Source organism: Sphingobacterium sp. Ag1 (assembly GCF_000988325.1).
Taxonomy (GTDB): Bacteria; Bacteroidota; Bacteroidia; order Sphingobacteriales; family Sphingobacteriaceae; genus Sphingobacterium.
In genome coordinates, this window is record NZ_LBGU01000044.1 from 223105 (window position 1) to 239969 (window position 16865).

15 protein-coding genes are annotated in these 16865 nt (G+C 42.4%); 10 read left to right on the top strand and 5 right to left on the bottom strand.

The annotated features are described in order from the left end of the window. The first annotated feature begins 3 nt into the window (after nt 1-3). From AAW12_RS21715 to AAW12_RS21730, 4 genes are read left to right on the top strand one after another with little or no spacing between them, the layout of a single operon-like run. Entirely contained in the window at nt 4-1395 is a 1392-nt protein-coding gene (locus AAW12_RS21715) for a hypothetical protein (protein ID WP_046675769.1), read from the top strand. Further along, entirely contained in the window at nt 1376-2941 is a 1566-nt protein-coding gene (locus tag AAW12_RS21720) for an SLC5 family protein (RefSeq protein WP_046675770.1), read from the top strand. The genes AAW12_RS21715 and AAW12_RS21720 overlap by 20 nt, the downstream gene beginning before the upstream one ends. A gap of 40 nt (nt 2942-2981) precedes the next feature. Then, complete coding sequence (locus AAW12_RS21725) at nt 2982-4193, top strand: M20 family metallopeptidase (protein ID WP_046675771.1); 1212 nt, start codon at nt 2982-2984, stop codon at nt 4191-4193. After that, entirely contained in the window at nt 4186-5157 is a 972-nt protein-coding gene (locus tag AAW12_RS21730) for a Gfo/Idh/MocA family protein (protein WP_231585331.1), read from the top strand. Before AAW12_RS21725 ends, AAW12_RS21730 begins: the two co-directional genes overlap by 8 nt. An 18-nt stretch (nt 5158-5175) precedes the next feature. Here AAW12_RS21730 and AAW12_RS21735 read toward each other — a convergent pair whose 3' ends face one another. The 3 genes from AAW12_RS21735 to AAW12_RS21745 are packed head-to-tail and all read right to left on the bottom strand — an operon-like array spanning nt 5176 to nt 7319. After that, the gene (locus AAW12_RS21735) at nt 5176-5853 is read right to left on the bottom strand and encodes a YiiX family permuted papain-like enzyme (protein WP_046675773.1); all 678 of its coding nucleotides are present in this window, start codon (nt 5851-5853) and stop codon (nt 5176-5178) included. A 15-nt stretch (nt 5854-5868) separates the two neighbouring features. Continuing rightward, on the bottom strand, nt 5869-6825 hold the full coding sequence (locus tag AAW12_RS21740) for a hypothetical protein (protein WP_046675774.1): 957 nt from the start codon (nt 6823-6825) through the stop codon (nt 5869-5871). Between the two features lie 2 nt (nt 6826-6827). Then, entirely contained in the window at nt 6828-7319 is a 492-nt protein-coding gene (locus AAW12_RS21745) for a hypothetical protein (RefSeq protein ID WP_046675775.1), read from the bottom strand. Nucleotides 7320-8009: 690 nt separating this feature from the next. On the opposite strand from AAW12_RS21745, the gene AAW12_RS21750 reads away from it, so the two are divergent. The 5 genes from AAW12_RS21750 (at nt 8010) to AAW12_RS21770 (ending at nt 12883) form a co-directional block, all read left to right on the top strand. Beyond that, the gene (locus AAW12_RS21750; RefSeq protein WP_046676364.1) at nt 8010-8822 is read left to right on the top strand and encodes a ribose-phosphate pyrophosphokinase; all 813 of its coding nucleotides are present in this window, start codon (nt 8010-8012) and stop codon (nt 8820-8822) included. Nucleotides 8823-8826: 4 nt separating this feature from the next. Continuing rightward, nucleotides 8827-10323, top strand: coding sequence for a nicotinate phosphoribosyltransferase (locus AAW12_RS21755; RefSeq protein WP_197084136.1), 1497 nt, complete (start codon nt 8827-8829; stop codon nt 10321-10323). Further along, on the top strand, nt 10313-11095 hold the full coding sequence (gene nadE / locus AAW12_RS21760) for an NAD(+) synthase (RefSeq protein ID WP_046675777.1): 783 nt from the start codon (nt 10313-10315) through the stop codon (nt 11093-11095). The genes AAW12_RS21755 and nadE overlap by 11 nt, the downstream gene beginning before the upstream one ends. Nucleotides 11096-11248: 153 nt before the next feature. Beyond that, nucleotides 11249-12175 (top strand): hypothetical protein, encoded by a 927-nt coding sequence (locus AAW12_RS21765; RefSeq protein ID WP_197084137.1) that lies wholly within the window; start codon nt 11249-11251, stop codon nt 12173-12175. 3 nt (nt 12176-12178) lie between these two features. Continuing rightward, complete coding sequence (locus tag AAW12_RS21770) at nt 12179-12883, top strand: NUDIX hydrolase (protein ID WP_046675778.1); 705 nt, start codon at nt 12179-12181, stop codon at nt 12881-12883. 137 nt (nt 12884-13020) lie between these two features. On the opposite strand, the gene AAW12_RS21775 is transcribed toward AAW12_RS21770, so the two are convergent. Next, a complete protein-coding gene (locus AAW12_RS21775) occupies nt 13021-13581 on the bottom strand; it encodes a hypothetical protein (RefSeq protein WP_156167727.1) in 561 nt (186 codons plus the stop codon). Between the two features lie 60 nt (nt 13582-13641). Continuing rightward, nucleotides 13642-14199 carry a hypothetical protein gene (locus AAW12_RS21780; RefSeq protein WP_046675780.1) on the bottom strand — a complete coding sequence of 186 codons (558 nt, stop codon included), beginning with the start codon at nt 14197-14199 and terminating at the stop codon, nt 13642-13644. 174 nt (nt 14200-14373) lie between these two features. On the opposite strand from AAW12_RS21780, the gene AAW12_RS21785 reads away from it, so the two are divergent. Continuing rightward, the gene (locus tag AAW12_RS21785; RefSeq protein ID WP_046675781.1) at nt 14374-16851 is read left to right on the top strand and encodes an SEL1-like repeat protein; all 2478 of its coding nucleotides are present in this window, start codon (nt 14374-14376) and stop codon (nt 16849-16851) included. Nucleotides 16852-16865: the final 14 nt, after the last annotated feature.

Genomic DNA, 16865 nt, shown 5'->3' on the forward strand with positions numbered 1-16865 from the left:
TGTATGAAACAGAAAGACCTCTTGAAAGAAACGACCGGTAGCTTGTGCGCACGATTTGGACTTGGTGAGTGTGATATTACTCCACCGGTCGGCATCTATTCCCGTAATTGGGGGGCAGCTGCATTTGACCAGGCAACCGCTGTTCACCAACCTCTGATGATGCATTGTTTAGCTATGCAATCCTGCGATGGTTTGCCCGCAATTCTGCTAACCGCCGATTTGGGCTGGTGGAAAAATGCTGCTGATGAACAGAATTTGCGATTAGCACTGCTCAGTCATTTTAATCTGGCTGAATCGCAGCTGATTTTTGCGCTGTCGCATACCCATGCCGGGCCAAGCATCTGTTCGACAGATGCAGCACAACCTGGAGGTGAACTGATTTCGCCCTACCTTGAATTCCTCAAACAACAGGCGATATATTGCATCGAAATGGCACTAAGTGGGCTGTTTAACGGCAGCCTAACCTGGAATTATGGTGTATGCGATTTGGCCAGCAACCGCGATCTGAAAGTCGATGATCATTATCTGATTGGTTACAATCCATTGAAAGAAGCGGATACAACCTTGTTGGTCGGGCGGTTGTATGATGAAACTGAAAGCTTAAAAGCAGTTATTTGTAATTATGCCTGCCACCCAACCAGCTTTGCCCACGAGAATGATTTGCTCTCGCCCGATTTTGTTGGCGAAATGCGGAATACAGTAGAGCGCTCTTTATCCGTGCCTTGTCTTTTTTTACAGGGTGCATCCGGTGATTTGGCTCCACGGAGACAGTATGTAAAAGATCCGGCACTGGTCGAAGCCAACGGGAGGCAGTTGGGCTATGCGGTGCTCGCGACGCTGGCCCAGGAACAGCGTAGTCATAAAAATTGGGTTTTTAAGGAATCTTTGATCTCGGGGGCGCCACTGGCCTGTTGGGGATTTCGGGAACAGCGCGCTTCAACCGATTTTAAGCAAAGGGTATTATCGATCAAAGTACCTTACAAAAAGCTACCGAGTCCCGAAGCAATTTTGAGTGAATACGAAGGCTGTACGGACCGTGTTATGAAAGATCGACTTTGGCGGAAATATAATACCCGTAAATCCATTGGAGATCAACAGGATGCTATTATTCCGGTGTGGATATGGAAAATGGGGGATGCTGTGTTGGTGGCGCAGGCCAACGAAGCTTATTCCTGTTATCAAATGGAAGTAAGAGCTGAATTTCCAGATCATACAATCGTTTTTATCAATATTGCGAATGGGTATGTGGGGTACCTTGCACCGAAAGAGCTTTATGATAAGGATATTTATGCCGTGTGGCAAAGCCCCTATGCCAGCGGCGGTCTTGAAATACTTATTGAACAAACTAAATTAGGAATTCAAACATTATTGACCGATGAAACTCGATTGGATTGATGTCATTATTTTTGCCGTATATATTATTGGTATAGTGGTATTGGGCTTATATGCTTCGAAAAAAAACTCCGCTTCGAAGCGGGACTATTTTCTTGCAGGCGATAAGCTGCCCTGGTGGATGATCGGGGGTAGTATCATCGCAGCAAATATCAGCAGTCATCATCTCGTTGGCGCTATGGGCGCCGCTTATAGTCGTGGTTTTGTAGCCATTACCCTGGAGTGGGGCGCGATTCTAATCGGTTTTAATGCATTATTGTGGATATTTCTCCCTTTTTATATCCGCAACGGCTTCTATACGATACCTGAATACCTCGAAAAAAGATACGGCAACGCAACCCGCGTGTTGTACGCTATTTTGATCTTGTTTACTTATGTGTTTGTGGAGATTGGGGCAGTTCTTTATTTGGGCGGTCTGTCGCTGCACGCTTTATTCGGCATTCCTATTTTATACAGCATTTTTGGAATGGCAATTCTGACCGGTTTATATACCGTATTAGGTGGGCTAAAAGCGGTGATATGGACAGAGATGGTGCAGCTTGTCATTTTGGTGTTGGGGGGAATTGTACTAACTTTTGCCACCATTGATGCTGCAGGGGGATTTCAGTCGGTCATAGACTCATCCAAAGATTGGAAAATGTTTTATCCTGCTTCTGATCCTGATTTTCCCTGGACCATGTACTTAGGCGGATTGTTGTGTATCAGTGTGTTTTATTGTGCGACAAACCAGTTTATTGTGCAGCGCGTATTAGCGGCAAAAAATGAATGGCATGGGCGTATGGGGGTTATCTTTGGTGACTATCTTAAATTTTTGGTTCCATTGATTATTACCATTCCGGCATTGGTGGCTCCAAAATTCCTGCCGCATCTCGATCAGCCCGATTTGCTGTTTGCAACACTCGTGGAAACCTTATTGCCCAAAGGTCTGGTAGGGTTGGTGATGGCCGGATTAATTTCGGCGATCATGTCCCACATTTCAGGAGCGATCAACTCCTGTACAACAATTCTGACCGTGGATATCTATAGCCAGTATATTAATAAAAATGCAAGCGACTACGAAGCGGTCCGTTTTGGTAAGCGCGCCGGAGTTGCTATTATCGTACTCGGGATCATGAGTGCGGTTGTACTGATCAGTTATTCGGATAAGCCGGTTTTCCTTTATTTGATGAATCTGTATGGTCTTTTCACGCCAGGCATTGCAACCATGTTTTTAATGGGGGTATTTTGGAAAAGAACCACATCGCAGGGTGCTTTAACAGCAGGTTTACTGACAATTCCCCTTTCTTTACTTTTGGAATACACCTTACCTGAAATGCCGTTTTTTAATAGAACAGGCATTGTATTCTGGACTTGTATGCTTGCTTGTGCAGTGGTCAGTTTGTTGACACCAGCGGTCTCCGAAGCAAGATTAAAAAATCTGGTGTTGGCGGGCGATTCTTTTCAGGTACCGGATCAGGATAAAGCCGCTTACCGTGGTTTTCGAAATCCGACCTTATGGTGGATTATTATAACGGTGTTGGTGCTCTATTTTTATGTACGTTATTTTTAGCTTAACTTGCTGACCTGTTATACTCTTAAAACTTATCCACATGATCGACCTAATATTGAAAGAATTAAATGCCAAGATAGCGACTGTTTTTCCAAAAATCGTTGCAATGCGCCGACATATCCATCAGCATCCTGAATTGTCTTTTCAAGAATACGAGACAAGTGCCTATATTCAGCAACAACTTCGCGAACTGGGTATACCATTCGAGCTTGTCGCTCAGACAGGTGTTGTGGCTGTACTGACCGGACAAAAATCGGCGAGCGATGATATTGTGGTATTACGGGCTGATATTGATGCTTTGCCGATACATGAGCAAAATGATGTGGACTATAAATCGAGGAATAGCGGTGTCATGCATGCTTGTGGCCATGATTTTCATACGGCTAATCTCTTGGGGGCGGCGTCCCTATTAAATGATTATAAAACGGAGTTTTCTGGTAAAATTATACTGTTATTTCAGCCTGCCGAGGAAAAGATTCCGGGCGGAGCGATTCAGGTTTTGGAATCCGGGATTCTGGAATCTTTTGATGGAACGATTAAAGCCGTGCTGGGTTTACATGTAAGTCCCCGTGTTTCTGTAGGAAAAGTCGGTTTACGTTCTGGGCGATTTATGGCCTCGAGCGACGAGTTCTATTTCACCATTAAGGGACGTGGTGGCCATGCTGCGGAGCCGCATCGGGCTGTTGATCCCATTATGATCGGCGCGCAGTTACTCACCACCTTACAGCAAGTTGTCAGCCGGAAAGCCAACCCTGATGTACCGTCGGTATTGACTTTTGGTCGTTTCATTGGGGATGGTGCTGCCAATGTTATTCCCGAGGAAGTTAAATTAGCCGGAACATTTCGTACCATGGATGAGGTATGGCGCAAGGAGGCGCTGGAAATGGTTGCTGAAATAGCGGCAACGCTTCCCGTATCGCTGGGTGCAAAGGTGGAAGTTGAAGTACGGCATGGTTACCCCGCACTTTATAACGATCCCGCATTAACGCAAAAAGTCAAAACAATTATTGCGGAAACGATGGGGAATAGTGTGCCACAAGATCTCGAAATCTGGATGGCAGCCGAGGATTTTGCCTATTATTCTTATCGTTATCCGGCGTTGTTCATGTTGATTGGGACAAATAACGACGATTCCACCACGCAATATGGCCTTCATAATCCACAGTTCAATCTGGATGAAAAGGCTCTCGAAACATCCATGGCTGTTTTGGTCAATGCAGCTATTTCTCTTTTGAATGAATCAAATGAATAGAAAGAAATTCTTGATGTCCTCTTTTGCATTTGGACTATCCTATGCCCTTCATGCGAATAACAAGCTGTTCTCGAAGCAAGAGAACGTAAAAAAAATAGGGATCATTGGACTGGATATTACGCACGCTATTGCTTTTACAAGAGCGGTTAATACGGCTGCCAGCAATCATCCCTATGGAAAATTCAGGGTTATTGCGGCTTACCCCTATGGAAGCAAAACAATCCCTTTAAGTATCGAGCGTATTCCGAAAATTACAGCGGAAGTGCAACAGCTCGGGGTTTCGATCGTATCAAGTATTGCCGAACTATTGAAGAAAGTAGATTATGTACTTTTGGAGACAAATGATGGAAATCTTCATTTGGAACAGGCACTTCAAGTGATTAAAGCAAAGAAACCTTTATTTATTGACAAACCAATAGCGAATTCCTATGCGGACGCTTTCAAAATTTTTGAAGCTGCAAGAAAGTATGGTTGCCCTATTTTTTCGTCAAGCTCCTTGCGTTATATTAGCGGTCTTCAGGAATTAGATAGGACTAAGGTAATCGGAGCAGATGTCTATTGTCCGGCAGTAACGGAACCTTCACATAAGGATCTGTATTGGTATGGCATTCATGGCGTTGAAATGTTATTTGCGTTGATGGGACCGGGGTGTCTTTCCGTAAAGACTGTTCAGGAACAGGGTACCTCGTTTTATGTTGGGAACTGGGCGGATGGAAGAATTGCCTCACTTCGGGGCATTCGTGAAGGGAAGGATGATTTTGGTGGAACAGTTTTTTTGAAAGATCAGATTGTCCATTTGGGGCAATTTATGGGATACGGCCCCTTGTTGGATAAGATCCTTCCATTTTTCGAAACGGGTGTAAGTCCGGTTGACGAAAAGGAAACCTTGGCAATATGCGCATTTATAGACGCCGCCGAAGAAAGTAAATTAAACGGCGGCAAGACGGTTCTGCTTCAAAAATAAAAAACTGTGTAGGTATGCTTAATACGTATTCACAACCGTGATCAACAACGGACTATTAAAAATTGAGGCCGGTGATATGACCGTTTCATTCAGCGGGACGCTGTTACCGTAACGCTCTTTCAATTTAGCTTTTACTTCAGGGCTGTTTAAGTCAAAATCTTTCAGCTTTTCCAGCTTCCCAACTTCGATGCCTGCTCCACGTTGGTATATTTTCCAGATCAATTCCGAACAATATATTTTATCGTCCGACCATTCGAATGTAGCATCGTAATTTTTTCCGAGAAAATTTTTTCCGATTGATTTCATTTTGGCCAGCGTCGAATTGGTCAGTACCTGATCTGCGTTTTTGAGGCGCTTGACCGCGTAATGCTGCTTTTCCCCTCGCGCAATCCAGTGTTCTAACTTAGTTACAGTTACGGGCTGTACGGCTTCCAGTACATAAGGTTTACCGTTCTCATAAAAAATAATCCCACAATGGGAATACGGAGAACGCGTTGCTAATTGGATCGCTTTACATTGCGGTGAAATGGAAGACTGAAAGATCATATCACCATCTTTGAGTGGGGGCAATTTCGCATTATCTTTTGCGTGTTTTGGGGCCACTTTTTTTGGTTGAGCATGTATTGGCTCAGCAAAGATCAGTGTGACTAACATCAAGCTAATCAGCGATAGCAGGTATATAAGTGTCTTTTTCATTGTTTTATTGATGATTTACTGAAATAGTTTCATGATTTTCTTTGACTTGATCCTTTCGGCGAGTTGAAAAGCAGATAATACGTCGGATTCATCTTGATATACGTTCTCCGTGTTTGCACCGTTCTGCAAAAGATAATCTACGATTATTTTGTTTTTTATTAAGATAGCTTTTCCAAGTAATGTGCATTGTGTAAAGCTATAATCAGCTTTAATTTCATCAATACCCAGTCGGTTCAGGCTATTTAAAAAAGTTTTACGTATAAAATCCATGTCGTTTTTTTCTATTGCCATCTTCAGGATTTCGAAATCATTGAATTGTCTGTTTTTAGCTAGAAATAAATGGTAAAACTGTTTGGCGATAGCGTACTGTCCCTTTTCTAAAATCCGATGAATGGCATTGCTGCTAAATTCCTCTACTGTGGAAAATCCATGCAGCTGACTAAAAAATAAAAGTATATTTTCAAAAGGGAGCTTGGCTATCTCCAGTTGCATGAGGCCGCTCAAATCGTTCGTGTCGAATAAGTTCTCCATGTGTCTGAGGCTGTCCAAAGCGATGAATTGAAATTCGGGTCGATAGTCCCCGAGCAGATTGGAGGATTTGGCTATTACAAAGGTGTTGTCAATAATCTTATAGCTGATAGAGATAGCCGGTTCGGCATAGTTGATTATTGTTATTGTGCTGTCTGAAAGTTCATAATGTTTTGAACGAAGATGCTCCGCCGTTGCGGTGGGAAAAAGCCTGTTGAGATCGACCTGTATGGCGTATATGCCCATTCTGTCTACAGGCAAATTATAACAAAGCGTCCCTTGGTCCGTGATGTAAGAGGGTAGTCTGTTTCCTGTCTGCTGCTGTGCCTGAAAAACGATCTTGTTTTGGTAGGCAAACAACGATGTTGCAAGACCGGCTAATAGGTAAAGAAGGCAAAGACCTGATTTTACCCCTAAGCGATCCATCGGATAAAATGATAACATGACTAATCCTGGTATAATTCTAAAAACTGATTGATCTGATTGGTTAACCCAAACGATTCGGTTTCCAATAAATTGATCTCAGCTTGTATCTCCATTGTAGTCGGCGACAAGGTAAGTTTTCGATAGACCTGAATATCTAGTTCCAAAACGGCTAATTGTAATGCGAGAAGCTGTTTTCCTTCTGTTGTATGGAGTTGAAGTTCATTAAATGCATGTTTTAATCGTTCCAATTCAGCTATTGATTTTTGGATGTCATTTTCATCGGCCTTGCCAAAGTTTGGATAGGCTTCTCCCAACGTGCGAAAAGCATCGAGGTATTCTTCCTCGGACATTTCATAAATATTCGAATAGAGCATATTATACGCATCAATGGCGTCATAGGTTTCCGAATCCATTAAGTCTTCACGATAGTCCTCGACCAACTGTTTGATGTCTTGAGATTCAATCTGTAAGATTGACTCAATATCCTGTTTGATAAGATTGGCTATTTCCATGCTTTATGCTTAAAGTAATCTAAAGTCCCTCGCCGGCTCACAAATTTGCTGACAAAGAATTTCGCGACTTTGGTATAGACAAAGATCTTGTTTTATCGCAAAATTTCAATCCCTATAATCAGCTAATTTTTATTAAAACTGTCCCGCAGCAGTTTTTTATCACCTGAACATCTCCTATAGGGCGTGTGGCGTCCATATTTCCATCGCATTTTTCTGTCTTGTCGCACGTATTTTTCTTTCTGCCCGTCAATCAAACGGAGAGCGGAATGCCGTGTAGCCAAACGGGGATGAGCGAGCTATCAAATTCTACTTTTTAACATTGTTTGTTCAGTGCTTGTTCAGTGATCGTTCAGTGCTTGTTCAGTGATGACTCAATGCGGACTGTATAATTAATGACTGATCACTGTCTAAATAGTGTTTAAAAATTGTTATGAGATACGACTTGGTATACGTATGTGTCGGTTTAACATCGGTTAATCAGAAATCAGATTTAGGACCAATAGTTAGAAATGGAGTATGAATTTTAAGTAAACTAATCTTATTTAAATTATTCTATTGATTGTTAGTATTTTATGGTGTTTTTTTTGATTTTATGAGTAAAAAGTACTCAATATATTTTGCACGTTTAAATTTAATCTTCATATTTGTTGAGTAAAAAATACTCAATAGTACAACGTGAAATTAAAAGCTATGATCGTATTAAATAAGCAACAGGTAGTCACAGAGCAATTTCCAAATGGGGAAACAAAAGTGAAAGATTTTGATCAGTTGATCTTAAAAGACAACCTTGTCGAATTTACCTATCAAGAAGATGGAGACTTAATCCGCTTGCTTTTTGTCAAGAAGCGGTTGGATGAAACCGAAGCTGAAACTTGTCGGTTATTGATCCGTTATATGCCCTATAGCCGTATGGATCGCAAAATAGAAGGTGATTTATTCACATTGAACTATGTGGCGGAGTTTATCAATAGTTTGCAATTTGATCAGGTGTTTGTGGTCGAACCGCATTCCCACGTTACCCTGGAACTTTTAGTGAACAGTGTTGGGGTTTATCCGGCATTGGACTGGTTGCCACAGTTGATGGAAAAGCTTGATTTTTCGGACAATGATCGGATTGTTTTCCCAGATAAAGGAGCGGCGGCACGTTACATCAACAGCGGCTATGAAAATAGCTGTGTTTTTGAGAAAAAGCGGAATCCACAAACAGGCCGGATCGAAGGGATGGAACTTAAGGCTGGAAATATTCCGCTCGGCGCAAAATGTATTATTGTCGATGACCTCTGTTCTGCAGGTGGCACATTTCTTTGGGCCGGGAAAATATTGAAAGAAATGGGAGCCAGTGCAGTTTATCTTTTGGTCACACATTGTGAAGCCCGAATTTTTAAAGGGACCCTGCTGGATGATGATTCACCGATAACCAGCGTCTTTACCACCAATTCCATGATGGATACCGAGCACCCAAAAATAAATTACATCAACTTAACGACTGAAAGTTATGTTTAAATCAATGAGCAAGAATCCAATACTTTGGACAGATGGTTATAAATTGTGTCATAAGGATCAATATCCAGCACATACGGAATGGGTTTATGAGACTTGGACGCCACGCATGTCTCGCATAGAAGGTATTAGTCATGTTGTATTTTTTGGATTACAGGGAGCCTTGGCCGAAATCACCAATTCATTTGATGCAAACTTTTTTGCTCAACCGGAAGAAGAGGTCGTGGCGGCTTACGAAGAGGCAATTGCAACTGTTTTTGAAAATACAAACGCGAAGTTTGCGGCGACGCATGATTCGAAACATATTCGCGACTTACATCGGCTGGGGTATCTTCCAATCAAGGTAAATGCGTTGCAGGAAGGAAGCTTGGTTCCTGTCGGCGTACCAATGTTTACGATTGAAAATACACATCCCGATTTTTTCTGGCTTCCGGGTTATCTGGAAACTCAATTATCGGCTTTTATCTGGTCACCGATGACTGCAGCGACAATCGCAGATCGCTATAAAAGGTTATTGACGGGGTTTGCCGAGAAGACGGGCGACGTCAATAAAGTCTTTACGCAGGCCGGAGATTTTTCCATGCGTGGTATGGGGTCTCCTGAAACGGCTTATCGTACGGCTGGGGGACATCTGTTGAGCTTCGGTGTCTCTGCTACATTGTCTGTTCGGGAGTATCTGAAATCCTACTATCATGCAAAAAGTGATGTAATGATGTACACCCCATCGACGGAGCACAGTGTAATGTGTTCGTACGGAGAGGACGAGGTAGAAGCATTTCGACATTTAATCACAACAGTGTATCCAAGTGGAAATATCTCCATCGTATCGGATACCTACGACCTCTGGAATGTAGTTGACAATGTATTGCCGCAATTGAAAGATCTTATTATGGCTAGGGAGGGGAAGGTTGTTATTCGTCCCGATAGTGGCGATCCTGTGAAGATTATCTGTGGCGATGCTGCATCTGATCGCAGTACTGTGCAGAAAGGTATCGTCGAACGTTTGTTTGAACTTTTTGGTGGTACGACCAACAGCAAAGGCTTTAAGGAGCTGGATTCCCATATTGGCGTAGTGTACGGTGATTCCATTACAGTCGATCGAGCGGATAAGATCTGTCAAGGTTTGCTGGATAAGGGGTTTGCCTCGACGAATACCATATTGGGCATAGGTTCGTATACCTATCAGTATGTGACACGGGATACCTTTGGCTTTGCGTTAAAAGGAACGGCCGAGATTGTCAATGGTGAGTTTAAAGCGATACAGAAACGTCCCGCTACAGATACTGGCAACTTTAAAAAATCGCAAAAGGGGATGGTCGCAGTAGTCTTTGAAAATGACGATTTTCGTTTGATAGACGATCTTACACCGCAAACGGTCGCCGATCTGGGTGAACGAAATCTGCTGGAAACATGTTATCTGAATGGCGAATTTGTACGCACAACGCGTTTTGAAGAAATAAGGAATAGATTAAGAACTGAAACAATTCGAGTATATGGAAAATAGCGTAAACAAACCGTTTTTCATCCAGGATGAAAACGTTGCACAGTATGCACAATTGATGGCATCCTGGATTGCCAAACAGGTGAAATCGGCCGACCGAAAAGGACTTGTATTGGGTATGAGTGGTGGGATAGACTGCAGTGTTGTCGCTTGCCTATGCCGGCTGGCACAGGTGGATGTCCACTTGGTGTTGATGCCGTATGGCAGTGATATGAACAAAAGTAAAAGCCATCAACATGCCATGGAGCTTATTCAGAAATTTGATTTTCCATTTCATGTATTTGACATTCAACCCGCGGTGGATGCGTTGGCCATTCATCAAGAGCAGTTTGTCGCAGAAGCTACCGCCGCTAACCGCGCTTTGAGCCTTGCCAATATTCGTCCACGTGTTCGTATGACGTATTTGTATCAATTTGCACAATTGGGTAGTAGATTTGTTATTGGTACGGGGAATATGGCTGAAGCTACTGTAGGTTATTTTACGAAATGGGGCGATGGTGCCTATGATCTGAACCCGCTGGCAATGGTTACCAAACAGGAAGTATATACCTTAGCCAAATATTTGGGGGTGCCCGAATCTATTCAGTATAAAAGTCCATCTGCTGGTCTTTGGGAGGGGCAGACCGATGAAGAGGAATTGGGTATGACCTATGCGCAAATCGATGGGTTTATTTTAAAAGGTACATCGGGCGATCCGGTTATAGACGAAATTATTCGTAAACGTATACAACAATCTGCCCACAAGTTTGCAGCGGTGCCTACATTCAAAGGTTAATTTTAAATGGTTCGAGAAGTCGACGCAGGCACTTCATAACAGGCAACAAGGGACAAAAAAGTACTATAATGAAGATGATTTTCACTGGAAGAAGGCTTTAATGGCTTCATCGTTCTGCGAAATGAAGGCTGCGTTGAAATAAATATAGATGTTATGAAACTGAATAACATAAAAACACAATTTGATCAGATTGTAGATGTCCAACAGATTGCCAGCGGCAAAAAGGATAATGTAGCGGACATATTGACCTTGGCCAAGGACGAAGTTATCCCTCCAGCAGCCTCGGACAAAAGACGCACCTTGCTCTTGGCGATCGACGTCCAAAATGATTTTATGGAATCCATCGGTAGCCTTGCGGTCAATGGCTCAAAGGCCGATGTACAACGTCTGACGCAGTGGATGTATCGTAATATTGAGGCCTTAACGCAAGTCATGTGTAGTCTCGATTGTCACTCGATAAGGCAGATTTTCCATCCCGCTTGGTGGCTTGACAGTGCGGGAAATCATCCGGAGCCATTTACCATTATTCGCTATGCTGATGTCCGCGACGGTATCTGGCGTGCTGTGAATGGCCATACAGCCTTAGCGCTGGATTATCTCCAGCATTTGGAAGCTGAGGGAAAAAAACAATTGTGTATCTGGCCATACCATTGTCTGGAAGGGACTTCGGGGGCGCAGCTGGAGAGTCAATTCACCAATATGCTTTATTTTCACAGTGCAGCGCGTCAGGTCAAACCGATATTGGTTTATAAGGGGCAAGATCCAAATACGGAAATGTACGGTATTATCAAAGCGGAATATGACGATAATAAATTCGTAAATCATGCTGTGCTCGATGCAATTCGCGATTACGATGCGATATACATCGCCGGTCAAGCTTCCAGTCATTGTGTTTTAGCATCGGCCGTGCAGATTTTGGAATATTTTGAACAAGACCGAGCGATTACGTCACGAATCACCTTATTGATCGACTGTATGTCGCCCATTGCTGGATTTGAAGCGCAGACTTTACAGCAGTTTGAGGCTTTAAAGGAGAAGTATGGAATCCAGATCAAATTGTCAACCGAAGTAACTTTGTAGCAGATGACAGCCTCCGAAAAAAAATACACATATGATTACCCAAGACCTGCTGTTACGGTTGACTGTGTAATCTTCGGCTTTGATAAAAACCAGCTTAAGGTATTATTGACCAAACGGGCAATAGAGCCTTTTGTGGGAAAATGGGCATTTCCTGGCGGTTTTATTCAGGAAGATGAAAACGCCGACGACTGTGCGCTTCGTAAACTGCAGGAGGAGGCCGGTCTCAAAGATATTTTCCTCGAACAGCTTTATACATTTTCAGACTTAGCTCGTGATCCGCGCGGAAGAGTCATTAGTATTGCTTACTATGCACTTGTCAGGCCCGATGCTTATACGTTGGAAGCAGGGGTTGATATCGATGCGGTGCAATGGTTTGGTATTGACGAAAAGATGGATCTCGCTTTTGACCATAAACAGATCTTGAATACCGCTATACAACGGCTCAGGGGTAAAATTCGTTATCAACCGATCGGTTTTGAGCTCTTGCCCGAACAGTTTACCTTGCCCGATTTACACAATTTGTATGAAACTGTTCTGCAGCGGTCAATTGATCGGGGAAACTTTCGTAAAAAAATCCTCAGCATGGGTTTATTGATCGACCACAGCGATAAGCAAAAAGACCGGCGTGCCAGGGCTGCAAAGATCTATAGTTTTGACAGGGTAAAATATAAAGAACTTACTGAATCGGGGTTTTATTTTGAAGTATAGGTCTAACCAACGGAGCAGGCAACCATGATATTGGCTCCTGCCTGCTTTCATTGCTGTCTGGTCTTTTTTAAGATCTTACGTTAATGTCCGGTGCAGCGCTATCTTAATGCACTAATTCGAGCTGAGTCGCGTTTGGGCTAACCCTGAAAATCACCACAATCATGGACTTCGAACTGATCGACTAAAGCTTTCTGTGTATAGTATTTTGCGATACGTTTATTTTTTAACAAAAGAGAATCCCCCTTAATTTTTAATTCGAAAATGGGCTCTTTCTCTATTTTCTTGAAGTAAAACTCATTATTTTTAGTCTTAATCGTGAGGCCGCTGTCACGAAAATTATAGGTGAAATCTTTGATTTGATAGATTTCATTGGAATCACAGACATTGACCAAAAGCAGTTGTTTTTTATTCATTTTGATTTCTGCAAGATCACATGCATAACATATTCCTGAGAATTCGATGCCATACTTTTTAAAACTATCGTTGCTTTCCGGTCGAAGAATAGCAATAGGATACAGCTGCTTAAAGAGCGAAAGGTTATCATCGGATATGGATCTTAGCTCTTTTTGTTTCTTTATGGAGTCTATGCTGGCGGTGCTGCTGAATGCGGCAGCTGATTTTTTAGCTTCATTCTTTTGCTGGCAGCTGAAAAACAATACCATGCAGGGCAGAAACATAGTCTTTAAGATTACCTTCATCGTTATTTTTCGCAATTATTGTTGTTACTCATAAACATATAGATTGAAAAACGGTTTTTGTTATTCAATCTCAACCCATTTTCTTTCGAAGTAGACGGTGCCTACCGGTGTATCGGTAGCGTCTATGATTTTCGCTGCTACAAAGTCGCCCTTTAGGCCAGCATATTTTAGTTTTAAACCTTTACTTTCTAAGTCGGAGGTATCATAGTATGCGCCTAATTTGAGTTGAAATGGATTGTGTTCCACATCATTGGTAAAGATGGAAAACAAAAGCAACTTCGTAGCCTGTTTATCTGCCTCTTCGTATCCAAAGAAGCGATGATCGATACGTATATTGGCATGTAAGCGTATCATACTGTCTCGAGCACTTAAGTTTACATAAGCTTTGGTGATTTCGTCAGATTCCAGTACGCTTTGTGCATTTGCTTGGTCAATGCTATCCAGTTTGGAAGTTTTTAACGATATACTTTCTTTTGAAGCAGTATCCTCGGCAGCTTTTTCCATGGCTTTGCTTGAGCTTACAGGTGCTTCGACTTGTTTCGGTTTTTCCTGACAAGAGATTTGTAACGAGAGGAGTGCTAATGCACTGCTATAATAACTGTATTTGAAATGATTCATTGTTCTTTCTGTTACAAAATCCAATCCAAAGTTGCAGAAAATAGGGGGAGAAAAAAATCCCTGTTTTCCGCTAATCGAAGAAATCGATAAATACGGTATTTTTACGGCATTCGCATGATTCTTGTCGTATGGAACGGATCGATGTGATACAACAAAAAACAGAAGAAATAAAGTATGGCGCATCGTATTTATATTTATAATGTAAATCTCAGGACCAAAGAAACATATCCCACTTACCTGGCCGAATGGAATTATGAAATTCCCATCCTCATGCGGCCATTATTTTCCGCCAATATCCGTTCCAAAGGTTCTCAGCTTTATGCCAACAAGGAAGATGGGATCGCAAGACTTCGCTATTTTTATGCGTTGTTGGCTGATAGGTATCAATTGCATTATAAAAAAAGCTATTATGAGCCTGTCAACAACATGTTTGAATTTTTGGAAGCGCTACCTTTTGATACCTTGCAGATCGATGGACGCGATGTTTTTACCATGAATGCGGAAAAAGATGTGGAGCAAGCCAAAGATTGGGTGGAAGAAATTAAAATGCAAGCCTTATTGTATGAACAAGCTGTCGATGAGCAGTCCTTAGATCCGCTGGACCCGCTTGTGAAAGCGTCTGGTTATACTTCTTTTTTAGATGCCCTTCAAACCGATTGGATTGATTATGGACTGGGTTTATGGGAAGAAGACGTTCTGAAAGAGCCAGACCCTGAAGTTTTTGAGGCAGTAGGAAAGCAGGGATTAAAGAATGCCAAGGGGGATATTTTGGTTGAGGCGATTTACGATGAAATATTCGAATTCAATGAACAGGGGATCGCTGTTGTTGAACGCGATGGCCTTTTTGGTTATATTGATACGAGTGGCACTATATTAATTCCCTGTCAATATGTGGAGGCTTTTGATGCCCGGCATATCAATGGGAACAATTACGCTGAAGTGGAAGTGGCAGGAAAACGTGGGGTACTGCATATTGATACCAAACAGTTGAGTATACCTGCATTATATGATGAACTCGACTGGATCGCCTATGGCTTTTTAAATGCAAGACAGGGGGATAGCCACATGCTCCTTTCGGCTGAAGGACGATTGATTATTTCAGATCCCGCACCCGAGTCGTTTATGTATGACTATAACAAGTTGTTCTATAGCCGGCAAAAAGGAACGATAAAAAGGAAGTATTACCTAATGGATGGTCAGTTTTTAGGGACTTTTTTGGAAGGTAGCCTGGAGCCGCTAGCCAATCGCTATTTTTGGATTAAACCCAATAAGCTACAGTCAAAAATTGCCGTCATTCAACCCGATGGTAATATTTTGGATGAAGGAATTGACCGGATTATAGTGTTGGACGACTATCGAAGTATTGCGTATCTCAAAAATAAAAGATGGCAGATCTATTCGCTTGAACAGGGCTTATTCCGATTGGCTGATTTGACGATTGATAAGGTTCTAGTCGATCATATACAACAGTACCGTAAAGATATTTTTGTCGTCGGCTGTGCTCAAGGGCAGGGGATTTACGACGCTCATCGAGGGGAATGGTTACTTGAACCTGCTATTGCCTATCAAAAAATCGAACATTGCTTTTTGGATTTTATGCGCATACACTGTGCACAGGGTATGTACTGCTTCGATACGAAGCTTAACGTCCGTAGCGCGCTGTATGATTATATCTGTTCGCCTTTTCATTACCCAAGACCAGAAGCGGCCGAAGGTGAACTGTTGCTTTTATTCAAAGGGGATAAGTTGTTTAATTTGGATTTAAATCGAAATGTTGTCGAGATTCCCGAAACAGCATATGGCTATTTGTATTCCGAGCGATACCAGCTCCGGGGGCGCGATCAAAGCTATTTTGTACAGTTCTATCAGGCGTGGATCAAGCGTAAGGGCGCCGGCTACGAACAGTATTTTGACAATGAAACGCTGTTGGAAAATGGTAAGAAGCTGGAAGCGGAGGGAAAGATTTCAGATGCCATTCGATTGTTCAGCATCGGAGCAGATCGGGGTAGTGCAGACTGTCAATATTTGCTTGGAAACATCTTTACGGATGATGACTACGAGGGGATGGATATCGAAAAAGGAAAGTCTTTTTATGAAAAAGCCATGGCTCAGGATCATGCGCAGGCATGGAATAATTGGGGATTTTTATATGCCACAGGCCATGGTGTAGCCTTTGATGTATCCAAAGCCTTAAAGGCCTATCAAAAGTCTGCTGCGCTAGGTGAAGCGCAGGCTATGAGCAACCTGGGTAACTGGTATTATGAGGGTGAATATGTGGAACAAGATTATGCCTTGGCTCTGGATTATTTTAAACAAGCGGAAAAAGCGGGGATTTATAATGATGCTCAAATCGCAGAAATCTACTATCAAGGGCAAGATTATGCGAACTTATTGCGTTATTTGAAAAAGGATCCCAACAATCTATTTTCTGCTATTTATTATGGGATTCTATATGAGGAAGGCTTTGGTGTAAAGCAAAGCTTACAAAAAGCAATCCGCTATTATGAAAAAGCCAATGAAAATAGCGTGTACGCCTATGCCGTTAATCGTTTGCTACAACTCTATGGAGCACATGGAGCAGCTTCAGACGCGGATAAATACGGATTTTGGTTCAATTTTGCTAAAGAAAATGCTGTTGAAATTGATCAATAGTAAGGAAATTGCAT